General features: G+C 50.1%; 16 protein-coding genes and 5 tRNA genes. 15 read left to right on the forward strand and 6 right to left on the reverse strand.

All coding sequences use genetic code 11. The features are described 5' to 3' along the window. The first annotated feature begins 90 nt into the window (after positions 1–90). The 4 genes from alr to ABEA66_RS01125 all read left to right on the forward strand — a co-directional run bounded on the left by alr (position 91) and on the right by ABEA66_RS01125 (position 4615). The gene (gene alr / locus ABEA66_RS01110) at positions 91–1278 is read left to right on the forward strand and encodes an alanine racemase (RefSeq protein WP_345585257.1); all 1188 of its coding nucleotides are present in this window, start codon (positions 91–93) and stop codon (positions 1276–1278) included. A 243-nt stretch (positions 1279–1521) separates the two neighbouring features. Then, on the forward strand, positions 1522–1803 hold the full coding sequence (locus tag ABEA66_RS01115; protein ID WP_079913984.1) for a CopG family ribbon-helix-helix protein: 282 nt from the start codon (positions 1522–1524) through the stop codon (positions 1801–1803). Positions 1804–1806: 3 nt separating this feature from the next. Further along, positions 1807–2157 carry a type II toxin-antitoxin system PemK/MazF family toxin gene (locus ABEA66_RS01120; RefSeq protein WP_028553083.1) on the forward strand — a complete coding sequence of 117 codons (351 nt, stop codon included), beginning with the start codon at positions 1807–1809 and terminating at the stop codon, positions 2155–2157. A 235-nt stretch (positions 2158–2392) separates the two neighbouring features. Further along, entirely contained in the window at positions 2393–4615 is a 2223-nt protein-coding gene (locus ABEA66_RS01125; protein WP_345585371.1) for a Tex family protein, read from the forward strand. A 266-nt stretch (positions 4616–4881) separates the two neighbouring features. On the opposite strand, the gene cmpA is transcribed toward ABEA66_RS01125, so the two are convergent. Beyond that, positions 4882–5022, reverse strand: coding sequence for a cortex morphogenetic protein CmpA (gene cmpA / locus ABEA66_RS01130; protein ID WP_144028043.1), 141 nt, complete (start codon positions 5020–5022; stop codon positions 4882–4884). 86 nt (positions 5023–5108) lie between these two features. Further along, on the reverse strand, positions 5109–5468 hold the full coding sequence (locus tag ABEA66_RS01135; RefSeq protein ID WP_079913864.1) for a hydrolase/acyltransferase: 360 nt from the start codon (positions 5466–5468) through the stop codon (positions 5109–5111). A 128-nt stretch (positions 5469–5596) separates the two neighbouring features. Between ABEA66_RS01135 and ABEA66_RS01140 the strand changes: the two genes are divergently transcribed. The 3 genes from ABEA66_RS01140 to ABEA66_RS01150 all read left to right on the forward strand — a co-directional run bounded on the left by ABEA66_RS01140 (position 5597) and on the right by ABEA66_RS01150 (position 6259). After that, positions 5597–6061 (forward strand): SprT family protein, encoded by a 465-nt coding sequence (locus tag ABEA66_RS01140; RefSeq protein ID WP_345585272.1) that lies wholly within the window; start codon positions 5597–5599, stop codon positions 6059–6061. 26 nt (positions 6062–6087) lie between these two features. Beyond that, positions 6088–6163, forward strand: a tRNA-Asn gene (locus ABEA66_RS01145). A 7-nt stretch (positions 6164–6170) separates the two neighbouring features. Further along, positions 6171–6259: transfer RNA gene (locus ABEA66_RS01150), tRNA-Ser, on the forward strand. A 197-nt stretch (positions 6260–6456) separates the two neighbouring features. Here the strand turns inward: ABEA66_RS01150 and ABEA66_RS01155 are convergent. Both ABEA66_RS01155 and corA read right to left on the reverse strand, forming a co-directional pair. Continuing rightward, positions 6457–7128 (reverse strand): hypothetical protein, encoded by a 672-nt coding sequence (locus ABEA66_RS01155; RefSeq protein ID WP_345585274.1) that lies wholly within the window; start codon positions 7126–7128, stop codon positions 6457–6459. Positions 7129–7167: 39 nt separating this feature from the next. After that, positions 7168–8103 (reverse strand): magnesium/cobalt transporter CorA, encoded by a 936-nt coding sequence (corA, locus tag ABEA66_RS01160; RefSeq protein ID WP_345585276.1) that lies wholly within the window; start codon positions 8101–8103, stop codon positions 7168–7170. A gap of 146 nt (positions 8104–8249) precedes the next feature. On the opposite strand from corA, the gene ABEA66_RS01165 reads away from it, so the two are divergent. From ABEA66_RS01165 to ABEA66_RS01190, 6 genes are all read left to right on the forward strand, one after another. Next, positions 8250–8324 (forward strand) — tRNA-Glu (locus ABEA66_RS01165). A 42-nt stretch (positions 8325–8366) separates the two neighbouring features. After that, positions 8367–8439: transfer RNA gene (locus ABEA66_RS01170), tRNA-Lys, on the forward strand. A 26-nt stretch (positions 8440–8465) separates the two neighbouring features. Next, positions 8466–8548 (forward strand) — tRNA-Leu (locus ABEA66_RS01175). Positions 8549–8761: 213 nt separating this feature from the next. Continuing rightward, a complete protein-coding gene (locus tag ABEA66_RS01180; protein ID WP_345585278.1) occupies positions 8762–9241 on the forward strand; it encodes a VanZ family protein in 480 nt (159 codons plus the stop codon). Between the two features lie 76 nt (positions 9242–9317). Continuing rightward, positions 9318–9503, forward strand: a complete 186-nt coding sequence (locus ABEA66_RS01185) for a YjfB family protein (protein WP_345585280.1) — start codon at positions 9318–9320, stop codon at positions 9501–9503. A gap of 167 nt (positions 9504–9670) precedes the next feature. Next, positions 9671–11053 carry an S-layer homology domain-containing protein gene (locus ABEA66_RS01190; protein ID WP_345585282.1) on the forward strand — a complete coding sequence of 461 codons (1383 nt, stop codon included), beginning with the start codon at positions 9671–9673 and terminating at the stop codon, positions 11051–11053. A gap of 83 nt (positions 11054–11136) precedes the next feature. Here ABEA66_RS01190 and ABEA66_RS01195 read toward each other — a convergent pair whose 3' ends face one another. Next, positions 11137–11562 carry a DUF2621 family protein gene (locus ABEA66_RS01195; protein WP_345585284.1) on the reverse strand — a complete coding sequence of 142 codons (426 nt, stop codon included), beginning with the start codon at positions 11560–11562 and terminating at the stop codon, positions 11137–11139. Between the two features lie 120 nt (positions 11563–11682). Here ABEA66_RS01195 and ABEA66_RS01200 point away from each other — a divergent pair, with 120 nt between their 5' ends. Both ABEA66_RS01200 and purU read left to right on the forward strand, forming a co-directional pair. Then, a complete protein-coding gene (locus ABEA66_RS01200) occupies positions 11683–12807 on the forward strand; it encodes a deoxyribonuclease IV (RefSeq protein WP_079913871.1) in 1125 nt (374 codons plus the stop codon). A gap of 36 nt (positions 12808–12843) precedes the next feature. Next, positions 12844–13737, forward strand: a complete 894-nt coding sequence (gene purU, locus ABEA66_RS01205; RefSeq protein ID WP_079913872.1) for a formyltetrahydrofolate deformylase — start codon at positions 12844–12846, stop codon at positions 13735–13737. A gap of 118 nt (positions 13738–13855) precedes the next feature. On the opposite strand, the gene ABEA66_RS01210 is transcribed toward purU, so the two are convergent. After that, positions 13856–14962, reverse strand: coding sequence for a GGDEF domain-containing protein (locus tag ABEA66_RS01210; RefSeq protein WP_345585289.1), 1107 nt, complete (start codon positions 14960–14962; stop codon positions 13856–13858). Between the last annotated feature and the right edge of the window lie 5 nt (positions 14963–14967).

A 14967-nucleotide genomic window follows, 5' to 3' on the forward strand; every position in this document is an offset into this window, starting at 1 on the left:
AGGTTTATTGAATGACACATGGAAAACGACAAGGGGGAAGTTCCCTGCTTAAGGGAGCTTCCCTTGATTTTCGCAGAAGAAGGTGGACTTATGGATTCGTTTTACCGGCCTACACGGGTAGAGATTTCCTTGGACGCATTGCGACACAATTTGTTAGGGTTTCGTCGAGTGCTGCCTGCCCAGGTGAAGATGATGGCCGTGGTCAAAGCGGATGCTTACGGGCACGGAGCGGTGGAGGTCAGCCGGGAGGCGCTGAAGTGCGGCGTCGAATATATTGCGGTGGCTTTTTTGGATGAAGGCTTGGAGCTTCGGCAGGCTGGGATTACAGCACCGATCCTGGTATTGGGGTATACGCCTCCGGAAGGCTTGGAGATGGCTTGGGAGTACGATATTACCGTCAATATGTACAGCCAGGAGCTGCTGGACGCATTTGAACAGCTGCAGCTGAGAGAGAAGCCGCTGAAAATCCATGTCAAGATCGATTCCGGCATGAACCGTTTAGGGCTTACAACGAAATCCGAAGCGATTTCGTTCATCGAACGGGCGCTTGCGATACCGGGGCTTTATGTCGAGGGGCTGTTCACTCACTACGCTTGTGCCGATGAAGAGAACAAAACGTATACGCTGGAGCAATACCGGCGTTTTGAAAGGATTGTAACCTACTTTGAGGAGAAAGGTATGGAGTTTCCTTATGTCCATGCCGGCAATAGCGCGGCAGCGATTGATTCTCCTGAATTAACCTATAACATGGTGCGTCTTGGCATCAGCATGTACGGCTTGTATCCATCGGATGAAGTGAACCATCAGGTCATTGAGCTGGAGCCCGTGATGAGCATCAAAACGGGGGTCGTCATGGTCAAAACGCTTCCGGCCAACTCGGGGATCAGCTACGGGACGATTTATCGGACTCAAGGCGAGGAGACGATTGCTACGCTTCCGATCGGGTATGCGGACGGGTTCTCCCGAATGCTGACCGGCAAAGCGCAGGCGCTGGTGAAGGGGGAACGGAAGCCGATCGTCGGACGGATCTGTATGGACCAGTGCATGATGAATGTGACGGGAATTGACGATGTCCACAATGGCGAAGAGGTTGTTATCCTTGGCAGACAAGGGGAAGAGAAGATTACCGCGGAAGAGCATGCCGATTGGCTCGGTACGGTCAATTACGAGATTACTTGCATGATTTCTCACCGCGTACCGCGCGTATATATCCGTGACGGAGAAGTCGTATCCACGGTGAACCCGTTGATGCGTCAGGGCTGGAACGCCCGGTTATAGCAGCTCGATGTGAACATTTTCCAATCATTTTCATAGAAGCTCAGTAGAGGAATTTCGGGTTTGGCCGCGAATATGTATAATACATACTTCTGTGGATTCTTATGACTTGGAACTCTATGGTGTGGGAACAAGAGAGGTATAACATATTTGCTATACCTCTGGCATATACTCATCTTGTATAATTTTGCTGTATATTCGCCATAATGGTAATACTGTTTGTATGTTTTTGGGGGTGCATGCTTGGTGTCCAATGCGCAGAACACTAAACGAATCATGATCAGCTTACCGGACTATTTGCTGCAGGAAGTAGACGGTATTGTGGAAAAGGAAAACTCGAATCGCAGCGAATTTATTCGTCAGGCGATGAAGCTGTATCTGGTGGAACGGAAGAAACGTCACCTGAGGGAATCCATGCAGCGCGGATATATGGAAATGGCGAAAATCAACTTACACATGGCTTCGGAGGCATTTCAAGCGGAGGAAGAAGCGGATAGCACTCTTGACCGTTTAGTTAGCGGGGTGTAACTATTGATTGTCAAACGAGGCGATGTTTTTTTCGCAGATCTATCACCTGTCGTTGGTTCCGAGCAGGGCGGTATTCGTCCGGTGCTCATCATTCAGAATGACATTGGGAATCGCTTCAGTCCTACGGTCATCGTAGCAGCGATTACAGCTCAGATTCAAAAGGCTAAGCTGCCTACACATGTTGAGATCGATGCGGAATCTCACGGCTTTGACAGAGATTCTGTCATTTTGCTGGAGCAAATTCGCACGATTGATAAGCAGCGTCTGACAGATAAAATTACTCACCTTGACGAAGAGACGATGCGTAAAGTGGACGATGCATTGCAGGTAAGCGTGGGACTGATTGAGTTTTAACGCATTCATGGGATTGAAGCGAGGGACCGCGTGGGGGATCCCTCGTTTTTTATTGTCTGTATGCTTTTGACCATCGTGAACAAGAGTTGCTGTTGTGCTCTCGATAAGCATGGCAGTCTACAAATTGGCCCCATAGAGGGGTCAGCATGCAGCTAAAACAAGGGCTCGGGGGCTGTGCCGGAACTGGATAGCCCTTAGTAGTGGGAATACGGAGGAGGACAAGGAGTACATGTCGATGTCGAAGGATGAAGTGCTGCAGCTAGAGGACAACAAAGCGGGGACCGAGCTAAATGAAGAGATGAAGGCGGCCATTCAGGAGCGCATTTTGAAGCAAATTGCGGGTGAGCTGGGGTTAGCCGCAGCCAAGGTTCGTATTACGGTTGGCTTGCTCGATGAAGGCAATACGATTCCTTTTATTGCTCGCTATCGCAAAGAGATGACGGGGGAGCTCGATGAGAACCAGCTTCGGGACATCGAAGAGCGACTGACGTATTTGCGCAATCTGGAGTCACGCAAGCTGGAGGTCATTCGGCTTATTGCCGAACAGGACAAGCTGACGGATGAGCTAAAGCAATCTATCGAAGCATCCGTCAAGCTGCAGGAGCTGGAGGATCTGTACCGTCCTTACCGTCAGAAGCGGAAAACCCGGGCAAGCGTAGCGAAGGAAAAAGGCCTGGAGCCGCTGGCAGCCTGGATTCTGTCCCAGCCGCGGCAGGGAGATCTCCAAGCGGAAGCGGGCAAGTACGTCAGCGAAGAGAAGGGCGTTAAGACAGCGGACGAGGCTGTGCAGGGGGCGATGGATATCCTGGCGGAGCAGCTTGCCGACGATGCCAAAATCCGCGCGTGGATACGTCAATATACATATGACCAAGGGATTGTAAGAACCGAGGCGAAGGATGCCGAGCAGGAATCCGTCTATGAAATGTATTACAGCTACCAGGAGCCGGTCCGCAAGCTGCCTCCGCATCGTATTCTGGCCATTAACCGCGGGGAGCGGGAGGATGTGCTGAAGGTGTCGCTGGAGGTCCAAACAGACCGGATCCACGATTATATCGGACGCCGGACGATCAAGGGTCCTTCCGTCGTGAAGGACACGCTCCAGGCGGTTATCGAAGACGCGTATAAGCGGCTATTGGCGCCGTCTATTGAGCGCGAAGTTCGCAACGAGATGACGGAGAAGGCGGAGGAGAAGGCCATCCAGGTGTTCGCCGAAAACTTGCGCAATTTGCTGCTGCAAGCCCCCGTGAAGGGGAAGGTGGTGCTGGGAGTCGATCCGGCCTACCGGACAGGCTGCAAGCTTGCTGTAGTGGACGAGACGGGCAAGATGCTGGAGATTGCCGTGACCTATCCGACCCCTCCTAACAATAAAGTAGCCGAGGCTAAGGCCAAGTTCCGCAAGCTGATCGAGACTTACGGAGTTGAGCTCATTGTTATTGGTAACGGTACGGCATCGCGCGAGACGGAGCAGTTCGTAGCCGAGCTGATCAGCGAGATCAAGGAGCGCCGCTTGCAGTATTTGATCGTCAACGAAGCGGGTGCGAGCGTCTACTCGGCTTCCAAGCTGGCGCAAACCGAATTCCCGGATCTTGATGTTGCGGAACGCAGCGCTATCTCTATCGCCCGCCGTTTGCAGGATCCATTGGCTGAGCTGGTCAAAATCGAGCCCAAGGCGATCGGTGTCGGTCAATACCAGCATGATGTGACGCAAAAAAGATTGGACGAGAGCTTGACGTTCGTCGTTGAATCCGCCGTTAACCATGTCGGGGTGGATGTGAATACGGCTTCGCCTTCTTTGCTTTCTTATGTATCGGGGATCAACAGCACGTTAGCCAAAAATATCGTGAAGTACCGCGAGGATAACGGCAAGTTCGTGAGCCGCTCACAGCTGCAAAAGGTACCCCGCTTGGGAGCGAAGGCCTTCGAGCAGTGCGCCGGCTTCCTTCGTATTAGCGACGGGAAAAATCCGCTGGATAACACGCCGATTCATCCGGAATCTTACGAGGTCGTGGACAAGCTGTTCGCTGAGCTGAAGCTGAAGCTGTCCCAGCTGGGCTCCCAGGAGCTCGAGGACATGCTTCAGCAGGTGGAGCCTGCGGAGCTGGCTGTTAAGCTGGGTGTCGGCGTGCCTACGCTGCGCGACATTTTGGACAGCCTCCAGCGCCCGGGACGCGACCCGCGGGACGAGCTGCCAGCCCCGATCTTCCGTACGGATGTGCTGCAGATCGAGGATTTGGCGCCGGGCATGGAGCTTCAGGGTACGGTGCGCAACGTTATTGACTTCGGTGCTTTTGTCGATATCGGCATCAAAAATGACGGTCTCGTCCATATTTCCCAATTGAGCGACTCTTATGTGAAGCATCCGATGGATGTGGTGTCTGTCGGAGACACGGTAACCGTATGGGTGTTGAGCGTGGATTTGAAAAAGGGCCGCGTTAGCCTGACCATGAAAAAGCCTTAATGGTAATGTGAAGGCCCTCATAGGCATGGGGGAGCGTGCCCGAGGCCAAAACCGTTTTCCTCGGTTCTGGTCTCGGCGTCTTCTTTCCAGGGCTTCATAATGCCCAGCAAAAAGGTGAGATTTCCTCTACGATCAATTTGAAGGGAATACGCTAAACCGGATAGGCCTTAAAGCCAGCAGAAGCTTTTATGGGCTACATAAAAATAGAGCATAGCCGGAGATACATCTCCTTGCTATGCTCTATTTTTTGGTGAACACTCGCTTTATTAAAGTTGTGAAGATGAGGATTCCTCCGAATCGCTCCTTCGCGTTCGGTAGAAAAACCAGCAATCGTTCAACAACCGGATTTGTCTTAAATTCTTGTTATAGTATGCCCGCATTAATTGATTGCAAAGCCATTGCGGCATATGAATCAGCCCCTTCCCGCCCTTCCGTTATGCGCCTTCGTTCTTATGGTATAGCATATGGCTGGGTGGGCTGATAGGTGCAGGTCCTAATCGGCGAGTTCTTCTTCGTCCTCGTACCACTGTTCCAGCTGAGCCTGCAGTGCGCGAATTTCGGTCAGCAGGGAAATCAGCGGGTAGGCTTGTTCATTGATGGAGGAGAAGGCTTTCTCCAGCTGGTTAATGTAGTCCAGACCGTGATGCAGCTTGTATTCCGGATTCACGATATCCAAGCCGTCGCATTCGGCAATAACCTTAGGAAGGGAAGGTACATTGGATGCGGTCAGTTTTTCTAATTCTTTATGGAGACGTAAATTTAATGCCGTTAATTGGTACATGTGGGAAGCGGGCAGCTCGACAAATTCGATGGCTGTGCCCAGCTGCAGAACGGCGTATTTCATTTTGGACATGAATAAGGACTCCTCTCGTGCTTTTGCTGCTCTAACTATCCGATGGATAAACTATCTACTTGACAGTGTAGCCTATGATGCGGTTACAATTCAAGTGAGAATAGCGAAAGAAACGTGGGTGGACAAGTGTGAATGACCAGCAGCTGCAGGAGTGGGTGGAGCAAATTTCTTTGGAATCGTTCGGCCGTCCGTTTCTGCATCAAGCGCGATTCAACCGCAGGCTGACTTCGACGGGAGGCCGCTATTTTATAAAGTCCCATGATATTGAGATCAGCTCGCATCAGCTGGAGCAATTCGGGAAGGAAGACGTCGAGAAAATCATCAAGCATGAGCTATGTCATTATCATCTGCATTTGCTGAACAGGGGATACCAGCACCGGGATGCGGACTTTAAGGCGCTGCTGAAGCAGGTAGGCGGAACCAGGTTCTGCAGATCCCTGCCCACAGCCAAACGGCGTGAGCCGTACCGGTACAAGCTGGTTTGCACGGCTTGCAAGACGGAGTATATGCGCAAAAGAAAGCTGGACCCGCGCAAATATGCATGTGGAAAATGCAGGGGGAAATTGAAATTGCATACGCTTGACTTCAAATAAAATTCATGATAAATTTAAAAATGTATTCCCTGATAGCTCAGTTGGTAGAGCACTCGACTGTTAATCGAGTTGTCACAGGTTCGAGTCCTGTTCGGGGAGCCATAGCTTTGGAGAGATACCCAAGTGGCTATAAGGGGACCCTCTGCTAAGGGGTTAGACTGCGTAAGCGGTGCGAGGGTTCGAATCCCTCTCTCTCCGTAAAAGAAAGAACCGTCCGTTTGGACGGTTCTTTCTTTTTTCTGACCATGTACATGACCAGCCCCTGCCGGGGAGGGAAGGCTGCAAAAGCATCCTTTCCTGCAATCCCCCAATGGAGTAGAACTGCGCATGACCGCAAACCCATAGCTCCAAAATCCTCCCTGTAGGCCGCACGCGTATTGAAAAAAGAACGGCTATCAATCCTGAAGATCCCGCTTATACGACAAGTAAACGAGTATGGCCAGAGATACCACTATGATCAGCAGCAGAATGTAGATGGATTCATGATAATTCATAATCCAGTACACGGAGACAAAGATGGTTAGAATGCCAATCGTATTGACGATGGCTTTTATTTTTTTGAACCCCGATAATTGACGGGTATAGTACAAATTATGCGGCGGCCTCATGATGAAGGAAAAGCCGTAATGACAATAGTACAGAAGATAGGCCGTCAAAAATGCAGCAAGCTCGCCGGATACCTGGATGATGAAGGTTCCCCAGTTAGCGGACTGCTGCCCGTCATCAACGGTCACGATTCCCGATCGCAGCAAGCCGAAATAGACGAGCAGCACGATACCGTTAAAGCCGAGATACCCGATGGCAGAGACATCAATGGCATGGACAAGACTGACTTTAACCAGAAATCTCAATAGAAGGACACATAAAACAAACTGGATGGCCAGATCATAGCTTGGGATATCCAGCACCATCCGGTTCAAATAAGAAACGATCGATAATACCAGCCCGATGATTGTCAATTGGGGCCAATATTCCCAGAAGGGCCACCGGAACGTTTTGAACATGAGCGCGAGAGTGGCTATAACGTCCAGAAAACCCAGCAGGATGAAAAAAAACGTCTGCAACACTATCACCTGTTTCCTGGATGTTGAGTAATCCTGTATTTCTTAAATCCATCGTTTCCACTTAAAAACGAGCCACAAGAGCAGGCTGACCCCAATCATGACTCCCCAGACATAGGCGTAGCCCCAATCCCAGCTTAGCTCGGGGATATTTTTGAAATTCATGCCGTACACCCCCGCGATGAAGGTCAGCGGCAAAAAGATGGAGCTGACGATCGTCAGCGTCTTGATGATTTGATTCATCCGGTCCGATTTCATATTCACTTGAAGCTCAAGCAGAGCCGTAAACGATTCCTTGAACATGTCCAGGGAATCCAGCACCCGTGAGATATGGTCGCAGATATCGACGAAATAAGCGTCGGTTTCCTGACGGGTATAAGGAAACGTCTGGTGGCTGATCGATCCCACGATGGCTCTTTCCTCCAGAGCGATACGCCGAAACAGGTGCATCGCCCGTTTTAGGTGAAACACCTCATGAGACACCTTGAGATAAGGATTCTCGAATATTTTGCGCTCCAGCTCGTCCATTTGATCCTCGATCCGATTCGTGATTTCGGTATATTCATCTACGCACAGATCGAGCAAACGGTGCAGAATATCTCCTGGATGATCAGCGAGCTCTTTCACTGCTAATAATTGCTGCCGCAGCAGTTCGAACAGTTTAAGCTGCTTTTTGCATATGGTCACGATATAATTAGCGCCTATGACAATGCCGATCTCCACAGGAGCCAATCGTTTATCGGTAATAGCGAAAAAAGTAAGAAAGATATGGTCCTTATACCGGTCCATCTTGGGCCGCTGATTCAGCTTGATGGCATCCTCCACGGCGAGAGGGTGGCAGTGGAACATCTCTACAAGTACGCGCTTGACTTCGGCGGGCTCCGGCTTGGACAAATGAATCCAGACGGTCTCATGCGGAGTTAAGGGCCGGATGGCTTCCTCCGACACATGATCCGTACCCGGACAGCGTACGATCATCATTTTTACGTTCACCTCGTTGTACAAAGCATATCATACAATTCTTTTGAAGACGAAAATATTATTTTAAGAAAAGGCTTGTCAATTTCGAGACATTCAGATATAATAACTTTTGTCGTCAAAAAGGCAACCAAGAACATGCATAACGAGGCCCGTTGGTCAAGGGGTTAAGACACCTCCCTTTCACGGAGGTAACAGGGGTTCGAATCCCCTACGGGTCACCATTCTTTTCGAAGGTTATCGAATTGAATAGCATGCCTTGATTAGAGCCATTAGCTCAGTTGGTAGAGCACCTGACTTTTAATCAGGGTGTCGAAGGTTCGAGTCCTTCATGGCTCATGTTTTATCCCTCATAGTATTAACTTGCGGTTGTGGTGGAATGGCAGACACGCCATCTTGAGGGGGTGGTGGGCGTACGCTCGTGGAGGTTCGAGTCCTCTCAACCGCATTATTATCCGAACGTTACAATCCCTTGGAAACAAGGGATTTTTTTAATGCATACAATTGATTTCATCTCGGGGCTTCCGCAATGTACCTGAATCAGCTTTGTAACCAAGGCCCGACTTTGTGGGGTTCTTTCCCCGCATATGAACAACCAGACCTATTTTATTTGCGGATAGGAGTGATTCATATTCGAGTTGCAAAGCGGTGGACGTTTTGGGTGTGGCTGGCGCTTACCTGCTTTTGGGTCGTGCTTATATTTGTCAAATCGGCCCAAACCTATGCAGAGCAGGATATTCGCCCGATGCTGGCCGAGTGGCTTCCCTATGAAACGTTGCTTCATTGGATTCCTCACGTGGAGTTTTATTACGACGGAGGCTTGGTCACCTGGACGAAGCCGTATGATTTTATCGAATTTTTTATCCGTAAGGGCGGTCATGTCACGGAGTTTGCGATCCTCTGCTTTTTTAGCGTAATGACCTTGCTGTCAAGGCCGTACAAGCCTTTGCCTTCTATTGGTATAGGCGCGGTCTTTTCGATTTTGTACGCGGCTTCGGATGAATGGCATCAAACCTTCGTTCCGGGGAGAACCGGCCACGCTATTGACGTGATGGTGGATTCTATCGGCGTAGTGCTGGCAGCGATCGTAATCGGTTTGGCTCGACTTGTTTTCCGCAAACGGAAAGCAAACCGTTTCTAAAGATTAGGACTTTAGTATCCGATAATAGAAGAGGATGCTATCGTGTCCAAATCGAACAGAAAGGGGGCCGCGAACAATGGACGTAGGAAGTATAGGCTCGGCATCCATGGCACTGAGCGCAAGCGCATTGAAGCAATCCGTAGGGATTGCCATGTTGAAAAAATCGGCCGATATGCAGACTGAGCAGGTGAATGCGCTGTTGCAGGGCTTCGCTGCGGCTCAGCATCCCTATTTGGGACAAAGTCTGGATTTGAAGGTCTAAAGGCATAAACCAACCATAGCGCGGTCGCTCATCTTGGAATGGCTTCGACGGAATTTATCATCATGACTTGGAATGTGACGGCTCTTTTGGGGCCGTCTTTTTTTTCTATGGATTAACAAAATAGGCGGCAATAACCGATATAAGTAGAGAGGATTGGAGGGTATGCAATGAAAAAGAAACGAGGCTTCCGCTATACTTGTTTGTTATGGTTGACGGTGATAGGGCTTGCATTGCCCCCGATGCCGGCCAAGGCAGAGGTTCAATTCAGCGATGTCAGCGCGCAAGCAAACGGCTGGGCTGTCAATTCCATTTATTTGATGGCGCAAAAGCAAGTATTGACCGGATATCCGGACGGAACGTTCAAACCGAACCAAACGATCAGCAAAGCCGAATGGACAACCATGGTATACCGTTTGTTCGATAAATACCGGCCTAATTTATATGCAACAGGATTGCAAAAGGTTGAAGGATTTTCCGACGTATCTCCGCAGCATTGGGCGTATAAGCCGATTTCGGAGATTTACAACCAAACGTTTAACTGGGGCGTTTTCGGATTAACGAATACGGGGGAGCTAACCTTTCGCCCGGATGCCCAGCTGACACGGCTCCAGCTTGCGGATATGCTGTACTCCTTCTTTGACACGCGGATGATCGATCGGCGCATGAGCCCGAATGACGTATGCTCCGTAGTATCGGAATATAAAGATATTCCGATCAAAATGTTCGAGGAGAAGGCGAAGTATGACGATGCCGCCAAATCGGATGGCCGCCTGGACGCATCCGGCATGGCCTTGCTGCAGACGAACAGCGTCCTGCCCATACTCATGATGGGAACAGGAAAGAGCGACTGCACCTTCGGTACGGATGCTTTCTCCAATGCCCAGGCGAGCAGTCTGGCGAGCTTACAGGTTTCCGGCATCATGACGGCCAATGAGCTGGGGTATTTCCGTCCGATGGATAAGGTAACCCGTGCCGAGGCGGTAACGATTTTGAACAGGATATACAATTATTTAAACAAAAACTACTGGCTGGGCGACTATTCCACGATTGAACTGGAAGGTTCCGGCTCGGGAGGCTCAACCGGAGCGGGCAGCGGCCCCAATTCCGGCATTTACAACCCTGACACGTCGGCTTTGTATCCGGACTGGGATACAGGGGGATCCATTATCGGCGGCAATAACGGGGCAAGCTGGTCGAATGATTCTATCGTCAATGTTCGCGATTACTTCGACGATAAGGGCGTGCTGCAAAAAAATCTAAAGAACGGCGAGATTGAAGCGGCTATTTTGCCTAAGGACAATCGATATTTGACCGTCGATATGAAAACGGACGATGAGGTCGATTTGTACCTCATTCTGGACGGAAAAATTGCTCATCTGACACAGAAGGAGCTGCCCAAAACGATATCGGTGGAAGGAGTCAAGCTGGTAGGCTTCCGTACAACCCAGCTGAAACCAAATCCGCTGAAAATCGCAGGCACTCCGGTCACCTTGACGGTGAAGCTGGATAAGGAGAAGCCGGAGCCTGTTAAACCCGGCAAGAAGAAGTAAGAAGTAAGAAGACCTCATCCTGAGGTCATCCATCCATAGCAACGAAAAAAGGCTTCCGCCATCCGGCGGGAGCCTTTGCTGTATCATTGAAGAAGATGCTTTAATGCGCTATAGTCGATTTGTTTTTTGTCGAGATAAGAGGTTAAGCTTTTGTAATCGCGTCTCGGAGTGGCCAGAATATAGCCGCGGAGACAATGCTCCTGCGTAATCCGGTCGGCTTTGTCCTCCAGAGCGACCTCCCCGATTTTGGCGGCAATGGAATGGCGGGCAATGTCCCGGAACGGGGCCGGTACAGGATCGACCAGCATATCAAGAAAGTCCTTGGCTTCCTCTGTCCATAGGTGGCGGGAGGCTTCGACATAATGGTTTTGCCAATCCAGCTTGGACTTGCCGTCCGCTTTAGGCAGCACCTTCAGAAACTTGCGGAACATAAAATAGCCGCCTATCGACATAAAGAAGAGAAGCACAAAAACCCAGAAGAAGATAAAATACATAAAACCCGAATTCATGATTATTGTCACCTCATCCTTATTATACCTTACTTTGGCGATATCCAAAAGTAGCCTTGTGGATAAGAGTCAATCCTAGTAAAATAGAGTGAGTGCGAAAAAAAGGAGATGAGGAATACGATGGTAAAAATCGGTTCTCACGTATCGTTTTCAGACAAAGGGCTGCTGAATGCGGCGGAGGAAGCTGTCTCTTACGGATCATCTACATTCATGATATACACGGGGGCGCCTCAAAATACGCGCCGTAAGCCGATAGAATCGCAATATATTGATGAAGGCAAAGCCTTGATGGACAAGCATGGCATCGGAGAGATCATCGTTCATGCCCCTTATATTATTAATCTGGGCTCTTATAAAGATGATACCTACGAGCTGGCGGTTCGTTTTTTGCAGGAAGAGATTCGCCGGACGGATTATTTGGGCGTGAAGCAAATTGTGCTTCATCCCGGAGCTTACACAGACAAGGATGCGGAATACGGGATCGCACGGATCGCTCAAGGATTGAACGAGGTGCTGGCCGGGGTTCAGGATACGAACGTGCAAATCGCCCTGGAGACGATGGCGGGCAAAGGAACGGAATTGGGCCGCAGCTTTGAAGAGCTCGCCGCCATCATTGACAAGGTAGAGAATAATGATAGATTATCTGTCTGCCTGGACACCTGCCACGTTCATGATGCTGGCTATGACATTATCAATGATCTGGACGGGGTGCTGGAGCATTTTGATAAAGTGGTCGGACTTGACCGGATCAAAGTCGTTCACTTGAACGACAGTAAAAATCCGAAAGGCGCGGGCAAAGACCGTCATGCTCCTGTCGGAGCCGGCTGGATCGGGTTTGAGGCGATGAACAATGTAGTTCATCACGAGAAGCTGACTCATTTGCCGCTGATTCTGGAAACCCCATGGATCGGAAAAGAGGACAAGCTGCAGCGTCCGATGTACGAAGCGGAGATCGCTCTGCTGAGCGGTACGGTCGAACAGCGGTTCGGCTCCAATTTCCTGGAGGATGTTGAACGGCTCGCGCATTTCTTCAACAAGCAGGACATCAATCCGCGCGATTATGTACTGAATGTATGGGAAGTGCTCAAAACGGATGCCAAAGCCAAAAAAGAGGACGGCCGCGAGCCGATGGAGCGCCTGTACGATCTGGTTGCCGAGCATCGCGTGCTGCCGGAATTATCGGAAGAGCAAATTAACCAGCGCTTGACGGCGTGGTTTGCAGGCCAAAAAGTATTTCAGCTGTAACGGAAATTTTGAAATAACGAAGGAGTAGTTTGTATCATGACACCGAATGTTTTGCCAAAAGCCCAGCGGGATGATTTGAAGAACCGCGCCAGAATGCTAGTTTCCTGCCCGGATCAGCCGGGAATCGTCGCGGCGGTATCCCGCTTTTTACATGAACAAGGTGCGAATATCGTACAATCGGACCAATATACGATGGACCCGGAAGGCGGCATGTTCTTCATCCGCATCGAGTTCGACCTGGATAATCTGGATGACCGCAGAGAGAAGCTCAAAGAGGATTTTGCAGCGGTTGCGGAACAGTTCCAGATGCAATGGAGCATTACCCGCGCCAGCCGCAAGAAGCGTCTAGCCGTGTTCGTATCGAAGGAGGATCACGCTTTGCTGGAGCTCTTGTGGCAGTGGCAGGCGGGAGATCTGGAAGCCGATATTGCCATGGTTATCAGTAACCATGATGACATGCGGAGCCTGGTCGAATCGTTCGATATTCCTTATCACCACATTCCGGTGACACCGACAACGAAGGCAGAGGCCGAGCGCCGGCAGCTGGAGCTTGTGGTGGGCAAGGTGGATGCGGTTGTTCTGGCGCGGTATATGCAGATCATTACACCGAAGTTTATCGAGCATTTCCCTAACCGGATCATCAATATCCATCACTCGTTCCTTCCGGCGTTTGTGGGCGGCAAGCCTTATGCGCAGGCCTATAACCGCGGCGTGAAAATTATCGGCGCTACCGCACACTATGTAACGGAAGAGCTGGACGGAGGCCCGATCATCGAGCAGGACGTGCAGCGTGTAAGCCATCGCCATAACGTAGACGACCTCAAGCGCATCGGACGCCATATCGAGCGGATCGTTCTTGCGCGTGCCGTATCCTGGCATGTTGAGGATCGAGTGATCATTCACGGCAACAAAACCGTTGTATTTAATTAATAGAAATCGAAAGAGACTGAAGCCGTCATTCCCATGACGCTCAGTCTCTTTTTTTTCAAATGCAGTGTGTATAAATTGCGCCCCGCTTTGTGCGGATATTTTGCCTCCAAGCCGCCGCTCAAGCACCTTTATGGTCGCCGATGAGCGCCTGAATGACCGTTTTATTTTTGCCGGTTCGTTTGGCGGAGTAGAGCGAGGCGTCAGCACCCTTGAAGAGCGCTTCCTTGCCTTCGCCTGTCTTGTAATCATGAAGCCCGATGCTTAGGGTAACCGCTTGTGAATCGAGCTCGGGCTGCAGCGTGACGGACAGCTTATGGCGGATTTGTTCGGCAATGCGGAACGATTGCTCCATCGTTTTCTCCGTGAAGATAACCGCGAATTCCTCACCCCCATAACGCGCCACAAAATCATTCGGCGTAACGGTCTCTTTAATGATGTTGGCCACCCGCTGCAGCATAATGTCACCTACCCAATGACCGTACGTATCGTTAATTTTTTTGAAATTATCGATATCGATAATAGCCAGCTGGAGCGACAGATGATTCCGTTCGTTCTGCTCAATCAGCTTTTCCAAGTACTCGTGGAAGGTCTTATGGTTGTACAAATCGGTCAATGCATCCATCTTGGACAGCTTGTCCATAATAATCGTCTTGACCAGCAGCTCCTGCTTCGTCTCGGTCGCGTTCTTCAGATTGTTCAGCAGCTCAATGCCGCTATTCGAAATGTTCATGGCAATGATCGTGACGCCGATGTACAAAAATAAAGTACCGATAATATGGATAGGCTTCATGGAGATACGCAGCTCGGGAGTGATGGCATACATGGCGGCAAAACAAATGAGTATCAAGGAAAGGGCTATCACAATTCGCTTCTTGTTGAAGGATAGTACGGATGTTAGGATGGGAAAAATGTAGATTGCAGGTACAATGCCGATGTTAGGGTTCAAATAGATGATCGATGAGGCGAAGATGATGCCGGTAATAATCATTAAATCATCGCTTTGTAATTTGCGATACCTGTAAAGCATCTCCGACGTACCGGTCACGGCTGCTAATCCGATCGCCTGGAGGACCAGCGGGCTTAAGATCGATTTCTCGCCTCCGGAAGGATCCAAGCGGTGAATCAGGTATTCCAGAACCACGGTGAACAGGATGGTAATCCAGTATAAATTCAGCATCTTCCGATAGGTTTGACGCGTCTTGGCAAGCTCCAATAACAGATCCATAATTG

Origin of the sequence: Paenibacillus vulneris, assembly GCF_039543185.1 — a bacterium.
Lineage (GTDB): Bacteria > Bacillota > Bacilli > Paenibacillales > NBRC-103111 > Paenibacillus_S > Paenibacillus_S vulneris.

Coding starts and splice junctions, on each gene's coding strand:
- alr (WP_345585257.1), top strand. CDS start 91: ATGGATTCGTTTTACCGGCCTACACGGGTAGAGATTTCCTTGGACGCA.
- purU (WP_079913872.1), top strand. CDS start 12,844: ATGACACCGAATGTTTTGCCAAAAGCCCAGCGGGATGATTTGAAGAAC.
- ABEA66_RS01195 (WP_345585284.1), bottom strand. CDS start 11,562: ATGAATTCGGGTTTTATGTATTTTATCTTCTTCTGGGTTTTTGTGCTT.
- ABEA66_RS01190 (WP_345585282.1), top strand. CDS start 9,671: ATGAAAAAGAAACGAGGCTTCCGCTATACTTGTTTGTTATGGTTGACG.
- ABEA66_RS01125 (WP_345585371.1), top strand. CDS start 2,393: ATGTCGAAGGATGAAGTGCTGCAGCTAGAGGACAACAAAGCGGGGACC.
- ABEA66_RS01200 (WP_079913871.1), top strand. CDS start 11,683: ATGGTAAAAATCGGTTCTCACGTATCGTTTTCAGACAAAGGGCTGCTG.
- cmpA (WP_144028043.1), bottom strand. CDS start 5,022: ATGCCGCAATGGCTTTGCAATCAATTAATGCGGGCATACTATAACAAG.
- ABEA66_RS01135 (WP_079913864.1), bottom strand. CDS start 5,468: ATGTCCAAAATGAAATACGCCGTTCTGCAGCTGGGCACAGCCATCGAA.
- corA (WP_345585276.1), bottom strand. CDS start 8,103: ATGATGATCGTACGCTGTCCGGGTACGGATCATGTGTCGGAGGAAGCC.
- ABEA66_RS01185 (WP_345585280.1), top strand. CDS start 9,318: ATGGACGTAGGAAGTATAGGCTCGGCATCCATGGCACTGAGCGCAAGC.
- ABEA66_RS01210 (WP_345585289.1), bottom strand. CDS start 14,962: ATGGATCTGTTATTGGAGCTTGCCAAGACGCGTCAAACCTATCGGAAG.